The sequence below is a fragment of the Streptomyces sp. NPDC043176 genome (genome assembly GCF_056436715.1).
In genome coordinates, this window is sequence record NZ_JBWKCA010000006.1 from 23390 (window position 1) to 47496 (window position 24107).

General features: G+C 72.2%; 17 protein-coding genes, 6 tRNA genes and 1 riboswitch. Of the genes, 7 read left to right on the plus strand and 16 right to left on the minus strand.

Annotation, left to right across the window (positions count from 1 at the left end; genetic code table 11):
* Positions 1-98: 98 nt before the first annotated feature.
* From AC067A_RS11450 to AC067A_RS11475, 6 genes are all read right to left on the minus strand, one after another.
* Positions 99-1199, minus strand: a complete 1101-nt coding sequence (locus AC067A_RS11450; RefSeq protein ID WP_478617860.1) for a M23 family metallopeptidase — start codon at positions 1197-1199, stop codon at positions 99-101.
* 11 nt (positions 1200-1210) lie between these two features.
* A riboswitch (cyclic di-AMP (ydaO/yuaA leader) is annotated at positions 1211-1357 on the minus strand.
* Between the two features lie 201 nt (positions 1358-1558).
* Positions 1559-2791 carry a PP2C family protein-serine/threonine phosphatase gene (locus AC067A_RS11455; RefSeq protein ID WP_478617862.1) on the minus strand — a complete coding sequence of 411 codons (1233 nt, stop codon included), beginning with the start codon at positions 2789-2791 and terminating at the stop codon, positions 1559-1561.
* Between the two features lie 348 nt (positions 2792-3139).
* Positions 3140-3319: a hypothetical protein gene (locus AC067A_RS11460; protein ID WP_478617865.1), complete on the minus strand. Its 180-nt coding sequence runs from the start codon at positions 3317-3319 to the stop codon at positions 3140-3142.
* Positions 3320-3423: 104 nt separating this feature from the next.
* Positions 3424-4164, minus strand: a complete 741-nt coding sequence (locus AC067A_RS11465) for a MerR family transcriptional regulator (protein ID WP_478617868.1) — start codon at positions 4162-4164, stop codon at positions 3424-3426.
* Positions 4165-4271: 107 nt separating this feature from the next.
* Positions 4272-4345: transfer RNA gene (locus AC067A_RS11470), tRNA-Met, on the minus strand.
* 53 nt (positions 4346-4398) lie between these two features.
* A complete protein-coding gene (locus tag AC067A_RS11475) occupies positions 4399-4893 on the minus strand; it encodes a rhodanese-like domain-containing protein (RefSeq protein ID WP_478617871.1) in 495 nt (164 codons plus the stop codon).
* A gap of 185 nt (positions 4894-5078) precedes the next feature.
* Here AC067A_RS11475 and sigJ point away from each other — a divergent pair, with 185 nt between their 5' ends.
* The gene (gene sigJ / locus AC067A_RS11480) at positions 5079-6050 is read left to right on the plus strand and encodes an RNA polymerase sigma factor SigJ (protein ID WP_478617874.1); all 972 of its coding nucleotides are present in this window, start codon (positions 5079-5081) and stop codon (positions 6048-6050) included.
* A gap of 36 nt (positions 6051-6086) precedes the next feature.
* Here the strand turns inward: sigJ and AC067A_RS11485 are convergent, their stop codons facing one another.
* Both AC067A_RS11485 and AC067A_RS11490 read right to left on the minus strand, forming a co-directional pair.
* A complete protein-coding gene (locus AC067A_RS11485; protein ID WP_478617877.1) occupies positions 6087-6671 on the minus strand; it encodes a phosphatase PAP2 family protein in 585 nt (194 codons plus the stop codon).
* 11 nt (positions 6672-6682) lie between these two features.
* Entirely contained in the window at positions 6683-8206 is a 1524-nt protein-coding gene (locus tag AC067A_RS11490; RefSeq protein WP_478618762.1) for a diacylglycerol/lipid kinase family protein, read from the minus strand.
* Positions 8207-8432: 226 nt separating this feature from the next.
* On the opposite strand from AC067A_RS11490, the gene AC067A_RS11495 reads away from it, so the two are divergent.
* The gene (locus AC067A_RS11495) at positions 8433-9023 is read left to right on the plus strand and encodes a dihydrofolate reductase family protein (protein ID WP_478617880.1); all 591 of its coding nucleotides are present in this window, start codon (positions 8433-8435) and stop codon (positions 9021-9023) included.
* 222 nt (positions 9024-9245) lie between these two features.
* On the opposite strand, the gene AC067A_RS11500 is transcribed toward AC067A_RS11495, so the two are convergent.
* The 5 genes from AC067A_RS11500 to AC067A_RS11520 all read right to left on the minus strand — a co-directional run bounded on the left by AC067A_RS11500 (position 9246) and on the right by AC067A_RS11520 (position 16424).
* A tRNA-Lys gene (locus AC067A_RS11500) sits at positions 9246-9318 on the minus strand.
* Positions 9319-9480: 162 nt separating this feature from the next.
* Positions 9481-12582, minus strand: a complete 3102-nt coding sequence (locus tag AC067A_RS11505; protein ID WP_478617883.1) for an FG-GAP-like repeat-containing protein — start codon at positions 12580-12582, stop codon at positions 9481-9483.
* Between the two features lie 191 nt (positions 12583-12773).
* Positions 12774-15107 carry a DEAD/DEAH box helicase gene (locus tag AC067A_RS11510; RefSeq protein WP_478617886.1) on the minus strand — a complete coding sequence of 778 codons (2334 nt, stop codon included), beginning with the start codon at positions 15105-15107 and terminating at the stop codon, positions 12774-12776.
* Between the two features lie 198 nt (positions 15108-15305).
* Positions 15306-15974: a hypothetical protein gene (locus AC067A_RS11515; RefSeq protein WP_478617889.1), complete on the minus strand. Its 669-nt coding sequence runs from the start codon at positions 15972-15974 to the stop codon at positions 15306-15308.
* A gap of 99 nt (positions 15975-16073) precedes the next feature.
* Entirely contained in the window at positions 16074-16424 is a 351-nt protein-coding gene (locus tag AC067A_RS11520) for a metallopeptidase family protein (protein WP_478617892.1), read from the minus strand.
* 104 nt (positions 16425-16528) lie between these two features.
* Between AC067A_RS11520 and AC067A_RS11525 the strand changes: the two genes are divergently transcribed.
* The 3 genes from AC067A_RS11525 to AC067A_RS11535 all read left to right on the plus strand — a co-directional run bounded on the left by AC067A_RS11525 (position 16529) and on the right by AC067A_RS11535 (position 16810).
* Positions 16529-16601, plus strand: a tRNA-Glu gene (locus tag AC067A_RS11525).
* Positions 16602-16640: 39 nt separating this feature from the next.
* Positions 16641-16714: transfer RNA gene (locus tag AC067A_RS11530), tRNA-Asp, on the plus strand.
* A 22-nt stretch (positions 16715-16736) separates the two neighbouring features.
* Positions 16737-16810, plus strand: a tRNA-Phe gene (locus tag AC067A_RS11535).
* Between the two features lie 129 nt (positions 16811-16939).
* Here AC067A_RS11535 and AC067A_RS11540 read toward each other — a convergent pair.
* Both AC067A_RS11540 and AC067A_RS11545 read right to left on the minus strand, forming a co-directional pair.
* Positions 16940-17782: a cytochrome c biogenesis CcdA family protein gene (locus AC067A_RS11540; protein WP_478617895.1), complete on the minus strand. Its 843-nt coding sequence runs from the start codon at positions 17780-17782 to the stop codon at positions 16940-16942.
* On the minus strand, positions 17779-18543 hold the full coding sequence (locus AC067A_RS11545) for a DsbA family protein (RefSeq protein ID WP_478617898.1): 765 nt from the start codon (positions 18541-18543) through the stop codon (positions 17779-17781). The genes AC067A_RS11540 and AC067A_RS11545 overlap by 4 nt, the downstream gene beginning before the upstream one ends.
* A 232-nt stretch (positions 18544-18775) precedes the next feature.
* Between AC067A_RS11545 and hrpA the strand changes: the two genes are divergently transcribed.
* Both hrpA and AC067A_RS11555 read left to right on the plus strand, forming a co-directional pair.
* A complete protein-coding gene (hrpA, locus tag AC067A_RS11550) occupies positions 18776-22750 on the plus strand; it encodes an ATP-dependent RNA helicase HrpA (protein WP_478617901.1) in 3975 nt (1324 codons plus the stop codon).
* 111 nt (positions 22751-22861) lie between these two features.
* Positions 22862-22935: transfer RNA gene (locus AC067A_RS11555), tRNA-Asp, on the plus strand.
* Between the two features lie 543 nt (positions 22936-23478).
* Here AC067A_RS11555 and bldC read toward each other — a convergent pair.
* On the minus strand, positions 23479-23685 hold the full coding sequence (bldC, locus tag AC067A_RS11560) for a developmental transcriptional regulator BldC (protein ID WP_003949541.1): 207 nt from the start codon (positions 23683-23685) through the stop codon (positions 23479-23481).
* Positions 23686-24107: the final 422 nt, after the last annotated feature.

Sequence of the window (24107 nt, forward strand, 5' to 3'; positions counted from 1 at the left end):
GGTCACCGGAGGTCCGGCCGTCGGAAGCCCGGCCGTCGGAAGCTCAGGCCCCCAGGGGCCGGCCCCCACAGGCTCAGGCCCCCAGGGGCCTCAGATCCTCAGAGGCTCAGGCCCTTGGAGCGGAGCCAGGCCGCCGGGTCGATGCCGTCGCCGCCGGAGGTGTGGACCTCCATGTGGAGGTGGGCGCCGGTGACGTTGCCGGTGGCGCCGACGCGGCCGATGGTCTCGCCGGTGCCCACGGTCTGGCCGACGGAGACCGTCATGGACGAGAGGTGGCAGTACCAGACCTCGGTGCCGTCCTCCAGCTCCAGGACGATCCGGTAGCCGTAGGAGCCGGACCAGCCGGCGGACTTCACGGTGGCGCCGTGGACCGCCTTGAGCGGGGTGCCGGTGGGCGCCGCGAAGTCGAGGCCGGTGTGGTAGCCGGAGGACCACATCGAGCCGGACTGCATGTAGGTGGCGGTGAGGGTGTACGAGGAGATCGGCAGCGAGTAGCTGGCCGCGAGCTGGGCGAGGCGCTCGGCCTCCGCCTTCGCGGCGGCTTCCGCCTCCGCCTTGGCCTTGGCTTCCGCCTCGGCCTTCGCCTTGGCATCGGCGGCCGCCTTCTCCGCGGCGGCCTCCTTGGCCAGGGCCTCGGCGGCGGCCTTCTCGGCCGCCAGCTTCTCCGCCGCGGCCTTGTCGGCGGCGTCGGCGGAGGCCTGCTGCTGCTCGGCCTGCTGGAGGATGCGGGCGCGCAGGGCCTCGCCCGCGTCGGCGGCGCCGGTCGCGGTCCGGGTGGCCGTGTCGGCCCGCTCGTCCGAGGCCGTGGTGTAGGTGGCTGCGGTGAGCGGGTTCGGGTTGGCGCGGGCCGCGCTGACGGGCTCGCTGTCCTCGCCGAGGAGGTCGCCGACGCCGGGCAGGTCGTGGGCGTCCGGGAGGCCGAGGTCGGGGAGGTCCGGGAGCGATATCGCGACCGGCGGCTTCTCCTGCGCGGTGGCGAGGCCGCCCGCGCCGACGGCGGCGATCACGCCGACGCCGAGGACGGTGGAGGAGCGGGCGAAGTTGGAGCGCTGCTTGACGACGCGGTGGCGGCCGCCGGAGCGGCTCTGCGCGCGGAGGGAGTCCTCGGTGGGATTCCACTCGGTGTCCGGAGCTGCGGGACCCGCACCACCGCCGAAGGCATCGAAGGGGACTTCGGGTGCGGGGGGATTGGACGCCACGGAGGCGCGCTCCTTTCCTTCCTTCTCGCCTACCGGGTTAGCTGACGGGTTCGGAGCAGGAAGGTCTCCTACGGGCACGGTCGCACGGGTGCGAAAGGCCCGATTCACCCCAAGTAGTGGTTCCCCGGTTCCTTTTCAGGATTCGGCGCGTGCGCACGGTGCCGCCTCTTGCGACGGGTGTGACGACCGCGCTGCGTTATCGAACGTTAATAGACAGGGGGTCCCGATTCCAAGCTGTCCCCCTTGATCGTTCATTGAATTGGGGCGGAATAGTCCGAGTTGACCACCCTTCAGAATGCAAACCCCAAACCCCCAAGATCTGACGTTATGTCAATTGTTATCGCAGTGACACCCCTCGACTACGCCTGGTGACCGGAGCTGCGGTCGTCGCGCCCACCCGGCGGCACCACCGGCATGGTCCGGCGCCGCTCCGGCTGCCCCGCGGCCGGCCGGCTCACCGCGAGCAGTGCCATGTCGTCCGTCGACCCGCCGCCCGTATGGAGGCGTACGTCGTCCACGAGCGCGTCGAGGAGCTCCTCGGGTCCCGGGAAGATCCGGCCGGCGAGCCGCGCGGCCGGGTCGTAGAAGACGCCCTGCGCGTTCCGCGCCTCCGAGAGGCCGTCGGTGTAGAAGAGCAGGGTCGCGCCCGGCGGATACGGCTTCGCCTCGGCCCGGTCCGGCCACGCCGCCAGGTCCCCCATGCCGAGGGGCAGCGCCGCCTCGGCCGGCTCCATCAGGTCGAGGCGCCCGTCCGCGTACAGCATCAGCGGGGGCGGGTGCCCGCGGTTCACCACCCGTACGAACCCGCCGAACGCGCCGCCGGTGTCGCCGGCGTCGGCGCGCGGGATCTCGGCGAGCACGGCGGTGGTGAACCCCTCGAAGGCGTCGAAGCCGTGCCGGCGGGTGCCCTCCCGGGCCAGCGCCCGTTCGAGGCGCTGGGCCACGCCCTCCAGGGTCCGTTCCTGCTCGGCCGCCTCCCGGAAGGCCCCGATGACGACCGCGACGGCCTCCACCGCGTCCAACCCCTTGCCCCGGACGTCCCCGACCACGAGCCGCACCCCGTGCGGGGTGTCCTGGACGGCGAACAGGTCGCCGCCGATGAACGCGTCCGCCTGCGCCGCCTCGTACCGCGCAGCGCACTGGAGGCCGCCGATCCGCTCGGCGGGCATCGGCAGGACCGCCTTCTGCGCGGTCTCCGCGATGACCCGCGCCGAGGCGAGCCGCTCGCCGCTGCGGCGCACGACCCGGTTGATGAGGAGGGCGAGCGCGGAGACGGTGAGGACGGTCAGGGTCTCGGTGAGGGCCGGGATCTCGCCGGCGGTGCCGTTGTAGAGGTGCAGCCCGACGGAGGCGAGGACGGCGCCGATCCCGGTGAGCAGGGTGGTGAGCAGGGAGAAGAAGGGCGCGGCGATCAACGGGGCTGCGGAGAAGAGCGGCGCCGCCGTGTAGGCGGGCGGCGTCGACACGTCGAAGACGACACCGCCCGCGATGACCAGCGGGGGCAGCGCGCGGATGAAGCGCCCGGCGCCGCCGTACGCGCGCCGCGGCTCACGCCGCCGTACGCCGCCCGCCGCCTCCTGGGGGTGCCCCACCTGTGCTCTCCTGCCCGGTCCGACCGGCCGCGGTCCGCACCGCGCCCTCCCAGGGTGGCCGCCGCCGCACGGGGCGGCGACTCCCGCGGGGCCGAGTGGCGTAGCCCCCGGCCCCCTGGCCCCGCCGGACCCCGGACCCCTCCGGCCGCCTCCCCCGTACGGCCGTCGTCGGTCCCCCTTCGCCGCCTCCCCCGGACGTCCGCCCCTGGAGAGCAGGGCCGTGGCCGTCGCGCAGACCGTGATCCGCAGCAGCCCGGACAGCCCGGCCGCCCGGCTGGCGTACGCGTCGGGAGGGTCGGGGTTTCCGTACGGGTCGGGCCACCGGGCACCAGGCGCCGGGCAGGCTCGTCAGCAGCTCGGCGACCCGGTCCATCCGGGCCTGCTGCCGGCCGCCCGCGGGCTCGGCTCGGGCACGACGTGCACCCGGGCGCCATGGGCGACGAGGAGCGCGAGGAGCGCCAGGAGCGCGAGCACGGCGGGCGCCCGCCGGCTCAGTTCGTTCCTGCCGCTCACACGCGCGTCACTCATGACGCGCGCGGCATTACGGTGGGGCACCTCGCACCCGCAAAGGGGCGGGCCCGGTGTCGGCCACCGTCTGCTTCCGCCGGAATCCACCGCGGGCCAGACAGGCCCTAGAGGTTGCGCTCCGCGTAGATCCGCATGGCGTCGCGGACGAGGACCGCGGTGCCCTCGCCGTGCTTGTCGTAGTTCGCAGTGAAGCGCGGGTCGTCGACGTACATCCGGCCGAGGCCGATCACGTACTCCTTGGTGGGGGTCGTGGTGGCCGAGAGCCAGGTGATCTGGCGCCGCGTGATGGCCTGCACCTCGTCGCTGTCGGCGGCCAGGCCGTCCCGGGCCGCCTGCCCGAAGTCGCGGGCGATACCGGCCTGTTCCTCCATGAAGGCCTTCTTCCGGTCGGCGTCGAGCGAGCGCCACCAGCGGTCGCCCTTCTCGTACGCCTCGCGGCCCCAGCGCTCGGTCACCTCCTTCTCGTGCACCGTGTGGTCGAAGCCGTCGAACACTTCATCGGCCATGAGCTCTTCTCCGTTCTCGGTCTTGTGGAGAGTGGTCCGCACCGACGCGATCCGGCGTCCGATGCGCTCGCGCTCCTGCTCCAGGAGCGCGAGATGGGTCCGCAGCGCGGCGGACGTGTCCCGCTGACCTTCGAGGACCTCGGCGATCGCGGACAGGGAGAGCCCCAGCTCGCGCAGCAGCAGGATGCGCTGGAGCCGTACCAGCGCCGCCTGGTCGTAGTACCGGTAACCGTTCGCGCCGATCCGGCTCGGCTCCAGCAGTCCGCGCTCCCCGTAGTGGCGGAGGGTGCGGCTGGTGGTGCCGGCCTTCTTGGCGACCTCTTGGATCGACCACTCCATGCCGAGAACGCTAGATCTTGACGTCGCGTAAAGGTCAAGCGGAGAGCGCCGGAGAACGACGAAGGCCCGGATCCAGTGAATGGATCCGGGCCTTCGTTGCTACTGAGTAGCGGGGACAGGATTTGAACCTGCGACCTCTGGGTTATGAGCCCAGCGAGCTACCGAGCTGCTCCACCCCGCGTCGGTAAACACGACTCTACGCCATGACCGGGGCGATCACGAAATCGGTTTACGTCAGCACCCGCAGTCGTCGGAGTCGACCGGTGCCGTCAGGGGGTCCGCGGCCTTCTCCGCGGGCCCCTCCCAGGTCTCGTACGCGAAGCCCTCACGCACCCAGTACTCGAAGCCGCCGAGCATCTCCTTGACCTGGAAGCCCCGCTCGGCGAGGGCCAGCGCGGCGCGCGTGGCGCCGTTGCAGCCGGGGCCCCAGCAGTAGGTGACGACCGGCACCGACCGGTCGAGCAGCTGCTCGGCCTGCTCGGGGATGAGCGCGGTCGGCAGGTGGATCGCGCCGGGGACGTGCCCCTGGTCCCAGGAGGCCGTCGAGCGCGAGTCGATCACCGCGAAGCCGGGGTCGGTGCCCTCGGCCGCCGCGGTGGCCAGCGCGGAGGCCACGTCCGAGACGTCGGCGTGGAAGGCCAGGCTCGCGGAGAAGTAGGCGGCCGCCGCGGCGGGAGAAGCCGGCGGGGTCCGGAGAACGGGGTTGACCTGCGTCTCTGTCGTCGTCATGGTGATCAATCTACGGATGATGATCATCGAGCTGAAGGGGGGATCCACGGTGCTCGACGACTTACGCCGGGGAATCCCGGGCCTTCTCCGGCGGACAGCGGGGATCTCACGTGCCGATACGGCACGGCCCACCCGGAGCCCCTCGGTTCGTGTCACATAGGCAGCGTTTCCTCCGTCATGACGACATGACGGGACGCGAAGGGGGAGATCGACGAGTGGACGCCGAGAAGGAACGTGCCGACGGGGAGTTCACGGCCGGGGACGCCGACAAGGAACTCCTGGCCCGGCGCTTCGAGGCCGACCGGAACCATCTGCGGGCGGTGGCCTACCGGATGCTGGGATCGCTCAGCGAGGCCGAGGACGCCGTCCAGGAAGCCTGGATCAAGCTGAGCCGCGCCGACGTCAGCGGGGTGGAGAACCTCAGCGGCTGGCTGACCACGGTCGTCGGCCGCGTCTGTCTGGACATGCTGCGCTCGCGCTCCTCGCGCCGCGAGGACCCACTGGAGTACTACGTCCCCGACCCGGTGGTCCGGGTCGCGGACACCACCGACCCGGAGCACGCCGCCGAACTCACCGAGACGGTCGGCCTCGCGCTCCTCGTCGTCCTGGAGACCCTCTCGCCGGCCGAACGGCTCGCGTTCGTGCTGCACGACATGTTCGCCGTCTCCTTCGACGAGATCGCGCAGATCGTGGACCGCACGCCGGCCGCCACCCGGCAGCTCGCCAGCCGCGCCCGCCGCCGGGTGCAGGACGCCACCCCCGCCCCGGGCCCCGACGCCCGGCGCCAGCGGGAGATCGCCGACGCCTTCCTCGCCGCCGCGAACGGCGGCGACTTCGAGGGCCTCCTCGCCGTCCTCGACCCGGACGTGGTGCTGCGCGCGGACGGCGGCCGCGTCCTCGCGGGCGCGTCCAAGCTGGTGCGGGGCGCCGAGGCCGTCATCTCGCAGGCCCTCATGTACGCCAAGTTCCGCCAGGCGGCACTGCCGGTCGTGGTCAACGGCGCGCCCGCGTTCCTCTCCGTCGCCAAGGGACGCCCGGTCTCGCTCCTGTCCTTCACCATCTCCGGAGACCGGATCGTCGCGCTCCAGGTCCTCGCCGACCCGGACCGCCTGGCCGGCCTCGGCCTCACGGAGGAGGAGCTGGCCCGGGCCGCGTAGCGGACACGCCGTGCGGTACGGCCTCGTGACGGCGGCTCACCTCCGCCTGGCGGCCGCCCAGGACGCCTCGACCGTCAGGGCGACGGCCGCGCTCACGACGCCGAGGACCGCGCCCGCGGCGACGTCGCCGGGGTAGTGCACCCCGGTGTGCACCCGGGAGTAGCCCACGGCCCCCGCGAGGACCCCGAGGGGCGCCGCAGCGCCCGGCAGGACCATGCCGACGGCGGTGGCGAAGGCCACCGCCGACGCGGTGTGCCCGGACGGGAACGACGCCGAGTCGGGCATGGGGACGTGGCGGGCCACCTCCACCCGGGCCGCCTCCCGGTCCGGCCTCGCCCTGCGGACCAGCCGCTTGCCCAGCAGGTTGGCCGAGGCCGAGGCCACCGCGATCGCCCCGAGCCCGGCCAGCGCCGCACGGCGCGGCCGGCCCGGCACCAGGGCGAGCGCGGCCGCCACCCCGAACGAGATCTTCGAGTGGTCGGCCGTCCTGGACAGCCGGCGCAGCCCCGCGTCGAGCGCGGGCGTGGGAGTCGCCGCCACGGCGGCGTACACGGCGCCGTCGACCGCGCGGAGGTCCCGGAGGATGTCCCGGATCGGACCGGTCATCGTCGTCGTGGTCATGTGCTGTTCCTTCACGTGGTGCCGGATGAACTGTGGAGCGCGAGCGCGGTGATCCGCCGCCAGTCGAGGGGCGGCCTGGGCAGGACGGAGCCCGGCCGGTCCCGCGGCACCAGGACCCGCAGGGCGCGCGGGCGGAGGGTGCAGACGACCGGGGTGGGCAGGACGAGCGCCTCGCCGTCGACGGCTACGGGGATGGTGCCGGGGTCGTATCCGCCAACGCCGTTGCCGGTCCCGTTCCCATTCCCGTTCCCGTTCCTTTCACCGGTCCCATTCCCGTTCCCGTTCCTTTCACCGGTCCCGTTCCCGGTCCCGTTCCTTTCACCGGTCCCATTCCCGGCCCCGTTCCTTTCACCGGTCCCGCCGCCGGTCCCGTTGCCGTTCCCGGGGCTTCCCGAGGTGCCGACGACCTCGACCCGTTCGGCGGTCAGGACGTTCAGGGCGGTCGCCTGCGTGCCCCAGACCGCCAGACCGGCGGCCTCCGCGGCGCTCGTCACCCGGACGCCGATGACGCCGAGTTCGCCGCCGTCGAGGCGGGGTCTGCGGGCGGCGGCGGCGCTGAAGGGGTCGGGGGCCGCGTACGGGTTGTTGCTGACGAGGATCGCCTGCTGCGCGACCAGCCGGTTGCCGCCGGCGGTCGCGTCGAGACCGGGCCCCTGACCGCCCTGGAGCAGATCGGGCAGGGCGTCGAGGGCGGTGCCCGCCTTCGCGTCGCGGTACTCGGGGCGCTGGACGACGTCCGCGTACACGCCGAAGGAGACGGTGTTCACGAAGGCCCGGCCGGAGACCGAGCCCAGGTCGACCCGGAGCTCCTCGCCGTCGACGAGGGCGTCCAGGCACTTCGACGGGTCGTCGCGGTCGAGACCGAGGTCGAGGGCGAAGTGGTTCCGGGTGCCGGCCGAGATGACGAGGAACGGCAGGTCGTGCTCGGCGGCCACCGCGGCCACCAGGGCCTGGGTCCCGTCGCCGCCGGCCACCCCCAGCAGGTCGGCGCCGTCGGCGACGGCCTCCCGGGCGAGCGCGGCGACGTCGGTCTCGACGGACGGGTCGATCAGGATCACCCGCGCGCCCAGCTTCTCCGCGTGCTCGACCAGTCCGAAGTGGCCGACCTTCCCGCCCCCTGACTTCGGGTTCATGATCAGGACCGGCCGGCGGGGCCGCGGCCGGCGCACGCCGCGCGCCCGGTCCGTCGTCGTACCGGGCCCGCGCCGCTCCTGGGGGCGGCGCAGGGCGGCCCGCGCGCACAGCAGCGCCACCGCCCACAGGCCGAGGGAGAGGAGCGCGGTCAGCCACAGGCCCCCGACGGTGTAGAGGACCAGGGTCGCGACGGGCGCGCCGACGGCCACCAGCGCGCCGAGGAACCGCAGCGGCCCGCGGTGGGCGAGGAACCACCAGATGCCCACGGCCGACGCGACGAGTCCGGCGAGCCCGATCACGAGGATCAGCAGCCCGCCGGCGCCGAGTCCCGTCAGCAGCAGGACCACCGCCGCCGCCGCGGCGAGGAGTGCGCACCGGGCCAGCCGCCGGGCCGTGGCCATCGGGTCCCCTGACCCGTTCTCCGTCGCCGTCACCGGCCCCACCTCCACGCTCCGCGCCCCAGCGCTCCACGGTCCAGACTCACCCACGCTGCCCCACCTCGCGCTCCGGAAGGACCCGTTCGCGGGAAAAAGATCTTCGAGAGGGCGATGATTCCCGGGCGTCGCCGCCGTCTCAACCTGCGTACCCCACATCGAAGCGACCGAACGAGCACACAGGAGCGGGTCCATGCGCATCGTCATCACCGAGTTCATGAGTCTCGACGGCGTCGTCCAGGCCCCCGGGGGCCCCAAGGAGGACACCGACGGCGGATTCGCCAACGGCGGCTGGACCGGCCCCTTCTTCGACCCGGAGGTCGTCGGCGGCGCCTTCGCCGAGGCCACCGAGCGGGCCGAGGCGCTGCTCTTCGGCCGCCGCACCTGGCAGACGATGGCCGGCGCGTGGCCGGCGCGGGCCGGCGACCCCTTCGCCGACCGCATGAACGCGATCCCGAAGTACGTCGTCTCGAAGACCCTCGGCGAGGCCGACCTCAGCTGGAACAACACCACGCTCATCCCCGGCGACAAGACCCTCGCCCGCCTCCGCGAACTCCACCGGGCCCCCGGCGGCGACCTCCTCGTCATGGGCAGCCCGTCCCTGGTCCGCACGCTGCTCACCGAGGACCTCGCCGACGAACTCCGCCTCATCGTCATGCCGGTGCTCCTCGGCGGCGGCAAGTCGCTCTTCCCCACGGACGGCACCATGCGCACCCTCGAACTGGTCTCCACCGTCACCAGCCCCCTGGGCGTCAACGTCTGCACCTACCGCCGCCCGGAGTGAGCCCCGCCCCGCCCCGCGTACTCGGAACGACCTGGGCGCCGGTGACGGCTTCGGCACCGGCACCGTCGTCGGCGAGGGCTCGGCCGACTTCCTGGGCGACTCCGGCCGGGGACGCCCGCCCTTCGACCGAGCCACGCCCCGAACGACGGAGCGCCCCGACCAGTTGAAACCGGTCGGGGCGCTCCGTGGCAGGTCAGAGGGTCACCCCTCGCCTGTGCTCGGTAGGCCGTGTGGGACTCGAACCCACAACCAATGGATTAAAAGTCCACTGCTCTGCCAATTGAGCTAACGGCCCGTGGACAAGCACACCCGTGCAGCATAGCCCGAGAGATCCCCGGAACCGATCGGGTATCCGACACCGGCCGCGCCGTGCGTCGGACCGGTCGCCGGGCCGGTGCCCCGGCCGGGGCGGCCGGGGCGTCGGGGGCGTACGGGGAGCGGGCGGGGTGGGTGGGCGTCAGAAGAGGCCCTTGTAGGTGTTCCAGCCGCCGGTGCCGATAAGCAGGCGGGGGCGCCAGGAACCGGCGCAGGTGCCGTCGTAGGAGTAGAGCCGGCCCGCCGTGTCGCGGGCGGTGAGGTCGGCGCAGCCGTCGCCGGAGATGTCGCCGGTGCCCACCACGGAGCTGTAGGCACCCCAGCCGGTACCGGCCTGGACGCGGGGGCTGAAACCGCCGGTCGCGGTGGCGTAGTAGCGCCACAGGACGCCGGAGGCGTCGATGCCGATCAGGTCGCCGCGCCCGTCGCGGTTGAGGTCGCCGGCGCCGATGACCTTCTTGTACAGCTTCCAGTTGGTGCCGGTCCGGACCCGGGGCTTCATGCGGTGGTCGGCCGTTCCGGCGTAGAAGTACATGTCGCCGGTCGTCGTCTGGCGGGCGATCAGGTCGGTGAAGCCGTCGCCGTTCGCGTCGCCGGGGGACGTCAGGATGTCGTACTGCCCCCAGCCGGAGCCGAGCAGCGTGTACGGCGAGGAGGCCGAGACGACCTTCCCGCAGCCGGGCCGGTACGCCCGCAGCTGGTCACCGACCCGGGCGAGGACGTCCGCGCAGCCGTCGGCGTTCACGTCGCCGAACGGCACGAGGACGGAGGTGGCGGGGAACTTGGTGCCCGTCGCGGTGACGCGCGCGGACAGTCCGCCGTACCCGTCGCCGCGGTACAGCGACACCAGGCCGGTCGTGTCCATCGCGAGCAGGTCGCCCTGGCCGTCGTTCCCGGCCATGTCACGCCAGGCCGGCTGGCCGCCGGAGACCGTGACCGTGCCGGTCAGGGACAGGTCGCTGCCCTGCCCGTCCGCCGTGTTCGCCTGCAGGTGCCAGGTGTACCGGGCGTTCGGCACGGGCTTCCCCGCCGCCGTCCTGCCGTCCCAGGAGACGTCGATACGGCTCCGGGTCTCGCCGCCGCCGTAGGTGCGGACCGGGTTCCCGAACAGGTCGCGCAGCGTCAGCTGCCAGAACGACGAGGGCTTGGACAGGGCCCAGGACGCCTTCCAGCCGTCCTGCAGCCGCATGGTCGTCGGCGCCTTCGCCGAGGCGGCGGTGAGGTCGGAGGTGGGAACGCCGGGCCACACGACGTGGACGAGGTTCTCGGCGTCCTTGTAGGCGACGGCCCCGCCGAAGCGGTCCACGGTCCAGGACTCGCGGCGGGCGCCGCGCACGGGAGCGGAGTCGACGAGCCTGCGCACCGCCGGCTTGCCGTTGGAGACCTGCGTCAGGTCGGTGAGCCGGAGATACTCGCCGGCGTCCCGGTCGACGACGTAGCCGTCGCCCAGCAGGGCGCCGCCGGCCGCTCCCGTGGACAGCTGGAGCCGTGTGTTCGTCCGGAGGTCCACCACGCCCTGCTGGGCCGAGCCGCACCCCCAGTACAGCCAGCGGCCGGCGGACGCCTGAAGCTCCGTCGGAACGCACGCCGCACCGGTCGTGACCTTGCCGAGGTCCTTGCCGGTGGCCAGGTCGGTACGCGTCACCTCGCCCGCGGCGGTCGAGCCCGCGTACAGGGTGTCGCCCCAGAGGGCCGCCGGTGCGGACGGCGTCTCGCGGACGACGCTCTGCCCGTCGAGGTCCACGACGAGCGTCCGGGCGCCGCCCTGGAAGACCGCACGCCGGCCGAAGACGTCGGTGATCCGGCCGTTCGCCTCTCCGGTGTACACCCGGCTCACCTGACCGGCGGAGGTGCGGGCGGTGACCTCGAGCGGCCGGGAGGCCTCACGGGCCAGATAGACCGTACGGCCGTCCCCGCTGTCGAACAGCGGCGTGCCGCTCTCCAGCTGCCTGGTCTCCGCGCCCGCCCACACCGGCTGCGGATGCCCCGTGTGCACCGGCCCGACCGGAAGCGGCGTACGGCCGTAGAAGCCGCTGCCCTGAAGGGTGTCCAGCTCCAGGGAGGAGAGCCGGCCCGCGCCGAGGGCGAGCGACCGCACCTCGGCCGGCAGCGGGTCGAGGCGGCGCAGCTTCTCCAGGACCGGAGCGCCGCCGTCCTTCACCGGGACGGCCTTGAAGAGGGACCAGTCGGAGGAAGACGTGCCGCCGACGACGGCCGTCCCGTCCGCGCCGGAGAGCTGGGTGAGTTCGCCCTCGGCCTTCTCCAGGAGCTGCTGCGTGCGGCCGTCGGGGTGCAGCGCGACGAGCGGCCGGTGCAGTGCGGCGTCCGTGCCCGAGGCGTCGCCGACCGCGAGGATCCAGTCGCCGACCAGGCCGATGCGGGCGGTGCCCAGGCCCTCGGGGAGTACGCGGGTCTGCTCGGGCCCGTTCAGCGCGGAGCGCTGCCGCACGTGGACCGTGCGGTTCCTGTCCACCCAGGCGATCCGCTCGGGGCCGACCGCCACCGGCGCGACGAGCGCGCTGTCGGTCGGGGTCGGGGCGGCCAGCACGGTCATCTGTCCGGTGCCCAGGTCGACGACGCCCAGGTCGGTGTAGTCGTACGGCTGTGCGGCGCCCGTACGGCCGAAGCGGATCACGGCGACGGAGCCGTCACCGGCCGCGAGGCGCGCGTGGTGCAGGTCCGCGTCGGCGGGCCAGCCGGTCACCGGCACGGGAGCCGCCGCCGGGTTCCCGGCGCTGCGCAGGTGGTAGCCGGTGGTCGAGGAGAGGTCCTCGGACGCGTACTGCTGGAAGAGCAGCGTGTCGCCGAGCAGCCCCCGGTAGCCCGTGTCGCGCGGCATGTCGAGCACCCGCTCGGTGCCGGTCGTCAGGTCGCGCAGGTAGTGGCTGCCGATGCCCCGCTGCACGTACAGCCATCGCCCGCCCGTGCCGGACTCCGCGAAGGGCAGGAACCCCTTGTCGTAGCCCAGCGGAACGCTCTTCGCCGGGTCGGCGAAGTCCGTCCACTCCAGCTGCCCGCCGTCCCCCTCCGTCTCGTGCGCGTAGCCCGTCGGTCCGACCGCCGTGACGGTCTCCTGTCGTGGCACGACCCGCCAGTTCGGCGCGACGTCCAGCTGGTCGATCCCCACGATCGGCGACGCCTGCGCCGCCAGGACGGGCGACAGCACGACGCCCGACGCGAGCATCGCGGTGGCCAGGACGGCGATACGCGCGCGGGGACGCCGCGCGCGTGCGAAACGAGACAAAGAGAGGTCCCTCCCCAGGGCAACCTGATGTTCCGAGATCGGGCGGAAGTTCCCGCCGGCCCCCCTGGCCGGCACTCCCCGCCCCCATCGATCGCCTGAGCGTATCCCGTCGGACGCCCCGACGACTCAGGGCCCGCCCCGCACGGAAGTGCGGGGCGGGCCCTGAGGTTCGTTCAGCGGTTCACGGCAGGTCAGCCGTTGCGCTTCCAGCGGGGCTTGTCGTCGCGGCGACCGAAGGAGCCGCCGGTGGAGCCGGTGGAGCCGGTGCCGCGGTGGTCGTCGCGGCGGCCGAAGGGACGGTCGCCGCCGCCGGAGCGGAAGCCGCCGGAGGGACGGTCGTCACGACGGTCGCGGTTGAAGGGACGGTCGCTGCCGCGGTGGCCGCCGGTGGGGCGGTCGTTGTCGCGGCGCTCGAACGGGCGGCCGCCGCGGTCGTCGCGGTTGAAGCCACCGGAGGGACGGTCGTCGCGGCGGAAGCCGCCACGGTCGCCACCGCGGTCGTCACGGTTGAAACCACCCGAGGGACGGTCGTCACGACGGAAGCCGCCACGGTCGCCACCGCGGTCGTCACGGTTGAAACCACCCGAGGGACGGTCGTCACGACGGAAGCCACCCGAGGGGCGGCCGCCACGGTCGTCACGGTTGAAGCCACCGGAGGGACGGTCGTCGCGACGGAAGCCGCCACGGTCGTCACGGTTGAAACCACCCGAGGGACGGTCGTCACGGCGGAAGCCACCGGACGGACGGTCGTTGTCGCGGCGGAAGCCGCCCGACGGACGGTCGTTGTCGCGGCGGAAGCCGCCACGGTCGCCACCACGGTCGTCACGGTTGAAACCGCCCGAGGGACGGTCGTCACGGCGGAAGCCGCCACGGTCGCCACCACGGTCACGGCGCTCGTAGTTGCCGCGCTCGTCGCGGGCGGGGCGCTCCTCGCGGCGCTGCTCCTCGATGCGCGCGACACGCTCGGCCTCGACGGCCGCGGCGGCGACCTCGGCCTCGGCGGCCTCCGTCACCTCGGCCACGGCGGCCTCGGGGTCCTCGCCACGCTCGCGGGCGGCGCGGGCCACCAGACGGTCGGCCTCCTCGCGGAGCTCGACGGCACGGCGCTGGAGGCGCTCCAGCTGCTTGGTCAGGTCGACGACCTCGCGCTCGGCCTGCTTGGCCGAGTTGTTCGCGGAGTCGGCCTGGACCTCGGTCAGCGAACGGGCGCCGGTGATCTCGGCGACCTCCGGGTCGAACGCGCCGGCGCCGCCGACGATGTGGCGCGAGGCGTCGACGCCCGCGTCCTCCATCAGGCGGAAGATCTGGCGGCGCTGGTGCGGCAGGGCCAGGGAGACCACGACACCGGAGCGGCCGGCACGGGCGGTACGGCCCGAGCGGTGCAGGTAGTCCTTGTGGTCGCCGGCCGGGTCCACGTTCAGGACCAGGTCGATGCCGTCGACGTGGATGCCTCGGGCGGCGACGTCGGTCGCGACGAGCGCGTTGACGTAGCCCTTCTTGAAGTCGTCGAGGACGCGCGTACGGGCGCCCTGCGTCATGCCGCCGTGCAGCGCGTCGGCCTTGACGCCGGTCTCCTGCAGCTGCTCGGCGATGCGGTCGGCGCCCAGCTGGGTGCGGACGAAGATGATCGTGCGGCCCTTGCGGGCGGCGATCGCGGCGGTGACCGGGGCCTTGTCCTTCGGCTTCACGACGAGGACGTGGTGGGTCATGGTGGTGACGGCACCGGCGGACGGGTCGACCTCGTGCGTGATCGGGTCCACCAGGTAGCGCTTGACCAGGCTGTCGATCTCGTTCTCCAGCGTGGCGGAGAAGAGGAGGCGCTGGCCGCCGACCGGGACCTGGTCGAGCAGCTCGGTGACCTCGGGCAGGAAGCCCAGGTCGGCCATCTGGTCGGCCTCGTCGAGGACGGCGATCTGGACGTTCTCGAGGGAGCAGGCGCCGCGGTTGATGATGTCGCGCAGACGGCCCGGGGTGGCGACGAGGATGTCGACGCCGCGCTCCAGGGCGTAGATCTGGTTGCCCATGGACGTACCGCCGCAGACGACCTTCATCTTGAGGCCGAGCACGTCGCCGTACGGCTGGAGGGCGTCCGCGACCTGCATCGCGAGCTCACGGGTCGGGGTGAGGATGACGCCGCGGGGCTTCTTCTTGTCGGTGTGGCCGCCGGCCAGGGTGGCGAGCAGCGGCAGACCGAAGGAGAGGGTCTTGCCGGAGCCGGTGCGGCCGCGGCCCAGGATGTCCTTGCCGGCCAGGGCGTCCGGGATGGTCGCGGCCTGGATCGGGAAGGGGGTGGTGACGCCGTTCTGGGCGAGCTTGCGCACGACGCCCTCGGGCAGACCGAGGTCGCCGAAGGTGAGGGTGGGCTCGTCGGACTCCGCGGACTCCTCGAAGGAGTCGGAGTCGGCGTCGATGATCTCGTCGAGGGCGATGTCGGCCTCGAGCTCGGCGATCTCGGTGGCCTCTACGGCCTCGACGATCTCGTCGTTCTCGGGCAGGACGGCGTGGTCAGAACTGAAAATGGACATGCGAAATGCGAAACCTTCCGGAGTCTCGGCACGCGCCCGTCAACTCCGTGAATTCGCAAATCGACCGCCTCAATGCGGTCAGCCACGGCTAGGGAGAGTACGCGCCACACGGCGCTCTTCTGTGTCGGCGCCGGGCAATGGGATCAAACGATCTACCACCATACGCACCCTCCCCCACCTATGGCAAATCGGACTCCGTCACACCGGTCCGACCTGCGGCGACGCCGCCGGCTCCGAGGGTGCTCCCGGCCCGTCCGCCGCCCGCATCGCACCCAGCTGGGTGTCGGTGCCCGACGGCGGCGGATCGGTGGGGTTCGAGGTCGGTTCCGGTGTCGGCTCGGGCGTCGGATCCGTCGGCTCGGGCGTCGGTTCCGGGGTCGGCTCGGTCGGCTCCTGCGTCGGCGGGGTCCCGCCGCCGCCCGGACCGCCGGTCCCGCCGCCGTTCGCGCCGCCGTTGCCGTTGTCCCCGTTCCCGCCGCCGTTCGCGCCGCCCGGCCCCTGGTGGCCGCCCGTCGGCTGCGGCTTCGGCGAACCGTCGGGGCCGCCCGGGCCCTCGACCGGCAGCACCGCGCCCGCGGAGGGCTTCGCCGTGCCCGAGGGGGAGTCGCTCGGCACCGGGGACTCCGTACCCGCGCCGGCCGCCTCGGGCCCGGTCCTGCCCGGCCGGCCGTTCCAGGAGCCGCCGCCCCCGGACGCGCCCCCGTCACCGCCGCCGGACTCCGCCGTCACGCCCTGCTTCCCCCCGGACGCGCCGGGCGCCGGCTTCGCCCCCTCGTCACCGACACTCATACAGCCGCTGAGACCGGCGCAGGCCGCGACGGCCAGCGCGGTGGCGGCCCATCTCACCGGGGTGGGCAAATGGCGCACGAGGGCACCTCCAGGACACAACAGGCAGGAAAGGAACGCGTCAGCCTGCCCAACTCCCTTTGCGCCACAAGGGACACGCCCGGATGCCGCCCGGCCGGCTCAGCCGTAGCCCAGCGCGTGCAGCCGCTCGTCGTCGATGCCGAAGTGGTGGGCGATCTCGTGGACCACGGTGATCTCGGTCTCCGCGACCACGTCCTCGCGCGACTCGCACATCCGCAGCGTCGGGCCCCGGTAGATCGTGATCCGGTCCGGCAGCACCCCGGCGTACCACTCGCCCCGCTCGGTGAGCGGCGTCCCCTCGTAGAGCCCGAGCAGCTCCGGATCGTCCGGGGCGGGCTCGTCCTCCACGAACACGGCGACGTTGTCCATCAGCCGCATCAGCTCCGGCGGAATCCGGTCCAGGGCCTCGGCGACAAGCTCCTCGAACTCCTCGCGCGTCATCTCCAGCACCCGCCCATTCTCCCCCTCGGGGAAACCGTTTTGGCGATAGCGGCCGCCATCCCATATGCTTCAGACGTCCCCGACGCGCTGAGAAGCGCGCAGGTGGGCCCTTAGCCCTCATCGTCTAGTGGCCCAGGACGCCGCCCTTTCAAGGCGGTAGCACGGGTTCGAATCCCGTTGGGGGTACGCATTACCGTGTGCGAGACTAGTGCTCGCACATAGCAAGGACCTGTGGAGCAGTTGGTTAGCTCGCCACCCTGTCAAGGTGGAGGTCGCGGGTTCAAGTCCCGTCAGGTTCGCGGAGACTGGAAACAGTCTCTCGGCTGGGTAGCTCAGTTGGTACGAGCGATCGCCTGAAAAGCGATAGGTCGCCGGTTCGACCCCGGCCCCAGCCACAGAGAGAAGGCCCCGTTCGAAAGAACGGGGCCTTCCGCGTTCCCCGGAGACCCCAAACGGCCGCGCGCCGGAAAGCCGCCCCGGAACCACCCGTACGGGGAAGGGGCCCGCGCCCCTCCCCCGTACCGTCACGTCTCCTCGGGTTCCCGCGTCCGGCCCGCCCGCCGGCCCCGCACCGCGAGCACGACCGCGGCGACGGCCACGACGGCGACGAGCAGCGCCCAGTCCGGCACGGCGCGGCCGAGCGAGGCGACCCGCTCCTCCACCGCGAACGACTCGTCCACGGACAGCGGGCCCGGCAGCGCCGTCGTCCCGTCGAAGACCAGGAACAGCGTGCCGAGGGTCACGAAGAAGAGGCCCGAGAGCAGCGAGGCGGAGTGGACCTCGAACCGGCCGAGCCGGATCGGCCGGCCGCGCAGCCAGCGCCGGCGGCCCAGGTCGTACCGCTCCCAGAGCAGGGCGAGGACGAACAGCGGGACCGCCATGCCGAGCGCGTACACCGCGAGGAGCAGTCCGCCGTACGCCGGGCTGCCGCTGAGCGCCGCCACCGTCAGGACGCTGCCGAGGATCGGGCCGGCGCAGAAGCCCGCGAGGCCGTAGACCAGGCCGAGGGCGTAGACGGAGAGCGCCGAGGTGGGCCGGATCCGGCCGCTCGCCTCGGCGGCCCGGCGCGAGGTGAAGCCGAGGCCGAGGACCTGGAGGACGCCGAGCCCGATGATCAGCCAGCCGCCGGCCGCGACGAGGAGGTCCCGGTGGCCGTAGAAGAACCGGCCCGCGAGGGAACCGGCCGCGCCGAGCGGGACGAGGGTCGTCGCCAGGCCGGCGTAGAGGATGCCGGTCCTGGCCACCAGCTTCGCGCGCGTGTCGATGGAGTACGCGAAGAAGGCGGGCAGGAGCAGGGCGCTGCAGGGGCTGAGGAGGGCGAGCAGGCCGCCGAGGAACGCGGCGAGGTACCCGATGCCGGAGGTCACCGGCCGGCCTTCGACGGGGCCGCCTTCGCGGCCGCCTCGATCGCCTCCGTGAAGGTCTCCAGGGGCTGGGCTCCGGCGATCGGCCGGCCGTTGACCAGGAACGACGGGGTGGACGTGGCGCCGAGCTCGTACCCCTGCTCCTGGTCCTTCCGCACGGCCTCCCGGGCCGCCTCGCTGTCGATGTCCTTCGCGAACCGGGCCGCGTCGGGGACGCCCGCCTCCTTCGCGAGGACGGCGAGCCGGTCCTTGCCGAAGCCCTTCTCCTTGGCGCCCTCGGCGTAGGCGGCCTTGTGGAACTCCCAGAACCTGCCCTGCTGCCCCGCGGCCCAGGAGGCGCGGGCGACGGCCTCCGACTCCTCGCCGAAGATCGGGAAGTTCCGCCACTCGATGCGCAGGGTGCCGTTCTCGACGTACTTCCGCACCAGGACGGGCTCGGTGTCCCGGGCGAACTTCCCGCAGTAGCCGCACTTGAAGTCGGCGTACTCGATGAGCACGACGGGCGCGTCGGCCCGGCCCAGGGCGAGCTTGTCGGCCGCGTCGCGGCGGGCGTACGCCTCCAGCCGGGGGTAGACGCCCGCGGCCGGGTCGGCGGAGACCTCGGCGACCGGCGAGGAGCCGGCGGCGCCGGGCGACGAGGGCTTGGTCGCGGTGTACGAGACGACGCCGAGCAGCACGGCGGCGGCCGCCACCGCGGACACGATCAGGACCGGCCTGGACTTGGACGCGGACGGGGACGAGGGCTTGGTCGTGGGGTTGGACATGCGATCACGATAGATACGGCCCCGGTCGTGACTCCGCATACGGCCCCACACCGGGAGGGAACGAGGTGAACCCGGCACGGGCGGACGCGCACGGTGACGGCTCGCGCACGCGCGAGGGGGCACCCGGCGGCCCCGCCGTCGGCGGCGCGCCCGGTGCGCCCGGCGGCGGCCCGGCGGACGGTCGTAAATGGGTTCGCCGCTTCTCGGCCGCAGGTGCGATCCTGGATCCCGTATGTCTACTTCCTTCGCCGCCCTCCAGTCCGTCCTGGCCGAGGTCTCGCTGCGGGACTCCCACCGGCTCGGCCGCCGTCTCGAAGGCGCCCGCCGCATCCGCAAGCCCGAGGCCCGCGCGGCCGTCCTGGACGAGATCGCCGCCGAGGCGGCCAAGGCCAAGGAGCGCGTCGACGGGCGCGCCTCCCGCGTGCCCGCGGTCACGTATCCCGAACAGCTGCCCGTCTCGCAGAAGAAGGACGAGATCCTGGAGGCGATACGCGACCACCAGGTCGTGATCGTCGCCGGTGAGACGGGTTCCGGAAAGACGACCCAGATCCCGAAGATCTGCCTGGAGCTCGGCCGGGGCGTCCGGGGCATGATCGGGCACACCCAGCCGCGCCGGATCGCGGCCCGCACGGTCGCGGAGCGCGTCGCCGAGGAGCTGAGGACCCCGCTGGGCGAGGCCGTCGGCTGGAAGGTCCGCTTCACGGACCAGGTGAACCCCGACGCGACCTTCGTGAAGCTGATGACCGACGGCATCCTGCTCGCCGAGATCCAGACGGACCGCGAGCTGCGGGCCTACGACACGATCATCATCGACGAGGCCCACGAGCGGTCCCTCAACATCGACTTCCTGCTCGGCTACCTGGCCCAGCTGCTCCCGAAGCGCCCCGACCTCAAGGTCGTGATCACCTCCGCGACGATCGACCCCGAGCGTTTCTCCCGCCACTTCGGCGACGCCCCGATCGTCGAGGTCAGCGGCCGCACGTACCCGGTCGAGGTCCGCTACCGGCCCCTCCTGGAGGAGGACTCCGAGGAGTCGGACCGGGACCAGATCACCGCGATCTGCGACGCCGTCGACGAGCTGCAGGCCGAGGGCCCCGGCGACGTCCTGGTCTTCCTCTCCGGCGAGCGCGAGATCCGCGACACCGCGGACGCCCTCCTCAAGCGGCAGCTGCGGAACACCGAGGTCCTCCCGCTCTACGCCCGCCTGTCCCACGCCGAGCAGCACCGCGTCTTCCAGGCCCACTCCGGCCGCCGGATCGTCCTCGCCACGAACGTCGCCGAGACCTCGCTGACCGTCCCCGGCATCAAGTACGTGATCGACCCGGGCACCGCCCGCATCTCGCGCTACTCGCACCGCACGAAGGTCCAGCGCCTGCCGATCGAGCCGGTCAGCCAGGCCAGCGCCAACCAGCGCAAGGGCCGTTGCGGCCGTACGTCCGACGGCATCTGCATCCGGCTGTACTCGGAGGACGACTTCCTGACCCGTCCGGAGTTCACGGACGCCGAGATCCTCCGTACGAACCTGGCGTCCGTCATCCTCCAGATGACCGCCGCCGGCCTCGGCGACATCGAGAAGTTCCCCTTCATCGACCCGCCGGACCACCGCAACATCCGCGACGGCGTGCAGCTCCTCCAGGAGCTCGGGGCGATCGACCCGGCGGAGAAGGACCCGAAGAAGCGGCTGACGCAGCAGGGCCGCAAGCTGTCCCAGCTGCCCGTGGACCCCCGGCTCGCCCGGATGGTCCTGGAGGCCGACAAGAACGGCTGCGTCCGCGAGGTCATGGTCATCGCGGCGGCGCTCTCCATCCAGGACCCGCGCGAGCGGCCGTCCGAGAAGCAGGCGCAGGCCGACCAGCAGCACGCCCGCTTCAAGGACGAGACGAGCGACTTCCTCGCCTTCCTCAACCTGTGGCGGTACGTCCGCGAGCAGCAGAAGGAGCGCGGCTCCAGCTCCTTCCGCCGGATGTGCAAGCAGGAGTACCTGAACTTCCTGCGCATCCGCGAGTGGCAGGACATCTACAGCCAGCTGCGCACGGTCGCCAAGCAGATGGGCATCCACCTCAACGAGGAGGACGCGCCGGAGCAGTCCGTGCACGTCTCCCTCCTCTCGGGCCTCCTGAGCCACATCGGCCTGAAGGACGTGAAGGAGTCCAAGGACGGGGCGAAGGACGGCTCGCGCCGCGACGGCGGCCGGGGCGAGTACCTGGGCGCCCGGAACGCCAAGTTCGCGATCTTCCCCGGGTCCGCGCTCTTCAAGAAGCCCCCGCGCTTCGTCATGTCGGCCGAGCTGGTGGAGACCTCGCGGCTCTGGGCCCGGGTCAACGCCCGGATCGAGCCCGAGTGGATCGAGCCGCTGGCCCAGCACCTGGTGAAGAAGACGTACAGCGAGCCGCACTGGGAGAAGGACCAGGCGGCCGTGATGGCCTTCGAGAAGGTGACGCTGTACGGCGTCCCGATCGTCGCCGACCGCAAGGTGAACTACGGCCGGATCGACCCGGAGGTCTCCCGCGACCTGTTCATCCGGAACGCGCTCGTCGAGGGCGACTGGCGCACCCACCACAAGTTCTTCGCCGACAACCGCAAGCTCCTCACCGAGGTCGAGGAGCTCGAACACCGCGCCCGGCGCCGGGACATCCTCGTCGACGACGAGACGCTCTTCGACTTCTACGACAAGCGCGTCCCCGAACACGTGGTGTCCGGAGCCCACTTCGACTCCTGGTGGAAGCACAAGCGCCACGAGGAGCCGGAGTTCCTCGACTTCGAGCGCGAGATGCTCATCAACGAGAAGGCGGGGGCCGTCACCAAGGACGACTACCCGGACTCGTGGCGGCAGGGCCCGCTGAAGTTCCGGGTGACGTACCAGTTCGAGCCGGGCGCGGACGCGGACGGCGTGACCGTCCACGTGCCGCTCCAGGTGCTGAACCAGGTGACGGACGACGGCTTCGAGTGGCAGATCCCGGGCCTGCGCGCGGAGGTCGTCACGGAGCTGATCCGTTCCCTGCCGAAGCCGATCCGCCGTCACTACGTGCCCGCGCCGAACTTCGCGGGCCGCTTCCTGGACGCGGTGGTGCCCGTGCAGGAGCCGCTGACGGGTGCGCTCGCCCGCGAGCTCCAGCGGATGGTCGGCGTCCCGGTCACGCCCGAGGACTTCGACTGGGCGAAGGTCCCCGAGCACCTCAAGGTGACCTTCCGGATCGTCGACGAGCGGCGCCGGAAGCTCGCCGAGGACAAGGACCTGGAGACGCTGCGGCTGCAGCTGCGCCCCAAGGCCCGCAAGGCCCTCTCCCAGGCCGCCGCGGCGGCCACGGGCGGCCCGGACGGCTCCGGGCCCTCCCTGGAGCGCACGGGGCTCACGGACTGGACGATCGGCGGCCTCACGAAGGTCTTCGAGACCCGTCGCGCCGGGCAGCCGGTCAAGGCGTACCCGGCGCTGGTGGACGAGGGCGCGACCGTCGCCGTCCGGCTCTTCGACACGGAGGCCGAGCAGGCGCAGGCGATGTGGCGGGGCACCCGGAAGCTGATCATGCTGAACATCCCGGTGAACCCGGCGAAGTTCGCCTCGGACAAGCTCACCAACCAGCAGAAGCTGGCCCTGTCCGCGAACCCGCACGGCTCGATCCAGGCGCTCTTCGACGACTGCGCCACCGCCGCCGCCGACAAGCTGATCGCGGACCACGGCGGCCCGGCCTGGGACGAGGAGTCCTTCCGGAAGCTGTACGACAAGGTCCGCGCGGACCTCGTCGACACGACCGTGCGGACGGTGGGCCAGGTCCAGCAGATCCTGGCCGCCTGGCAGGCGTGCGAGCGCCGGCTGAAGGCGACGAACAGCCTGGCCCTGATCGACAACCTGACCGACGTGCGGGCGCAGCTGGCCTGGCTGATGCCGGCCGGCTTCGTCACCCGTACGGGCCTCAAGCGGCTGCCCGACCTGATGCGCTACCTGGTGGCGGTGGACCGGCGGCTCCAGCAGATGCCGACCGGCGTCCAGCGGGACACCACCCGGATGGAGAAGGTCCGGGAGATGCAGGACGAGTACGCCTGGCTGCTGGAGCAGCTCCCGAAGGGCCGTCCCGTGCCGACCGAGGTCACGGACATCCGCTGGATGATCGAGGAGCTGCGGGTGAGCTACTTCGCGCACGCCCTGGGCACCGCGTACCCGATCTCGGACAAGCGGATCGTGAAGGCGATCGACGCGGCGGCGCCCTGACCGGCCCCGCCTCCGGGCCCCTCCGCGGGTCCGGTCGGCGCTCGGTTCGACCAGACCGCTGACCTGCTGTACAGTCTTCCTCGCAGCCACTTCGCAGCGGTTGCGAAACAAGGTCCTGTGGAGCAGTTGGTTAGCTCGCCACCCTGTCAAGGTGGAGGTCGCGGGTTCAAGTCCCGTCAGGATCGCTTTCACGAAGGCCCGCATCACACGATGCGGGCCTTCGTCGTGTACCCGTGCCGCTCGCCACGGGTGCGGCGGGCTGTGCGCCCTCCTGGCGGCCTCGTCGCACCCGGCCGCCCTCCCGGACCCTCCGGTCTCCCGAAGCGGCCGTCACGAGGCCCTACGGGCTCGGGGCCGGGTCGCCGGCCGCGCGGGGCGAAAGTCCCACCGACCCATGACCAACGGCGGGTTGGGGGCGATCCGGGAGGTGGCAGGCTGTTCCTTGGCAAGACTTGGCCAGTGTGACGGGTGTCACTGAAAGAGTTTCAGAAACCGCTTCACTTACACCCTTCCTACATGGGTCCGATTTAATATGTGCAATTGCACCACCCTTCGAGGAGTGGCACCGGACACAAAAAAGATCGCGCTGGACCCGGCGGAGTCCAGCGCGATCGTTGACGGAGGCCTGTTGGGGCAGGACGCCGTCGGCAGTACTAGGGGTGGGCGACCGGATTGGGGGACCCGGACGTGCCCGGTGTTACGGGGTGCTGCGGGGTGTTGAGCGAGCCTCAGGCTTCGCTGCGCTGCTGCGGAATACCCGCCAGCAGAGCGCGAACCTCGGCCTCGCGATAACGGCGATGCCCACCCAGGGTGCGGATGGACGTGAGCTTGCCCGCCTTGGCCCAACGGGTCACCGTCTTCGGGTCGACACGGAACATCGTGGCAACCTCGGCAGGGGTCAGCAGCGGCTCGGCATCAGGGGTGCGAGCGGTCATGAGCGGCCTCCTCGGGAGAACCGAACCATCTCGGTTCTTTCCTCTAAATTCTGCACCTTGACCCGCGTTGCCCGAAATGGCAGAAGCGGGCCGAGTCGGTTATAGGACGAACGGCTTGTCCTCGGCACTACAACTACACCATCCGTCCAGCCACGTCGGCCAAACCGATGGAATTGCCCTCGCAGGTGTTCATCAGCGGCGGAAGTCGATGGACCATGCCATAACGGACAGTCACACCGCTGTGACGATCAGTCACAGGGTGATCAGGAGTCCTCAGACCCCCCATAGAGTGCAATGCTGAGCGTTCCGCCCGTACTTGGGCGGAAGGAACCCTCCCCGGACTCCTTGTCCTATTTTGGCACGAGGGTGGGTGATGGGCGCAAGGGTGCGGTAAGTGCTGTCCGTCACGCTTGAGCCAAAGG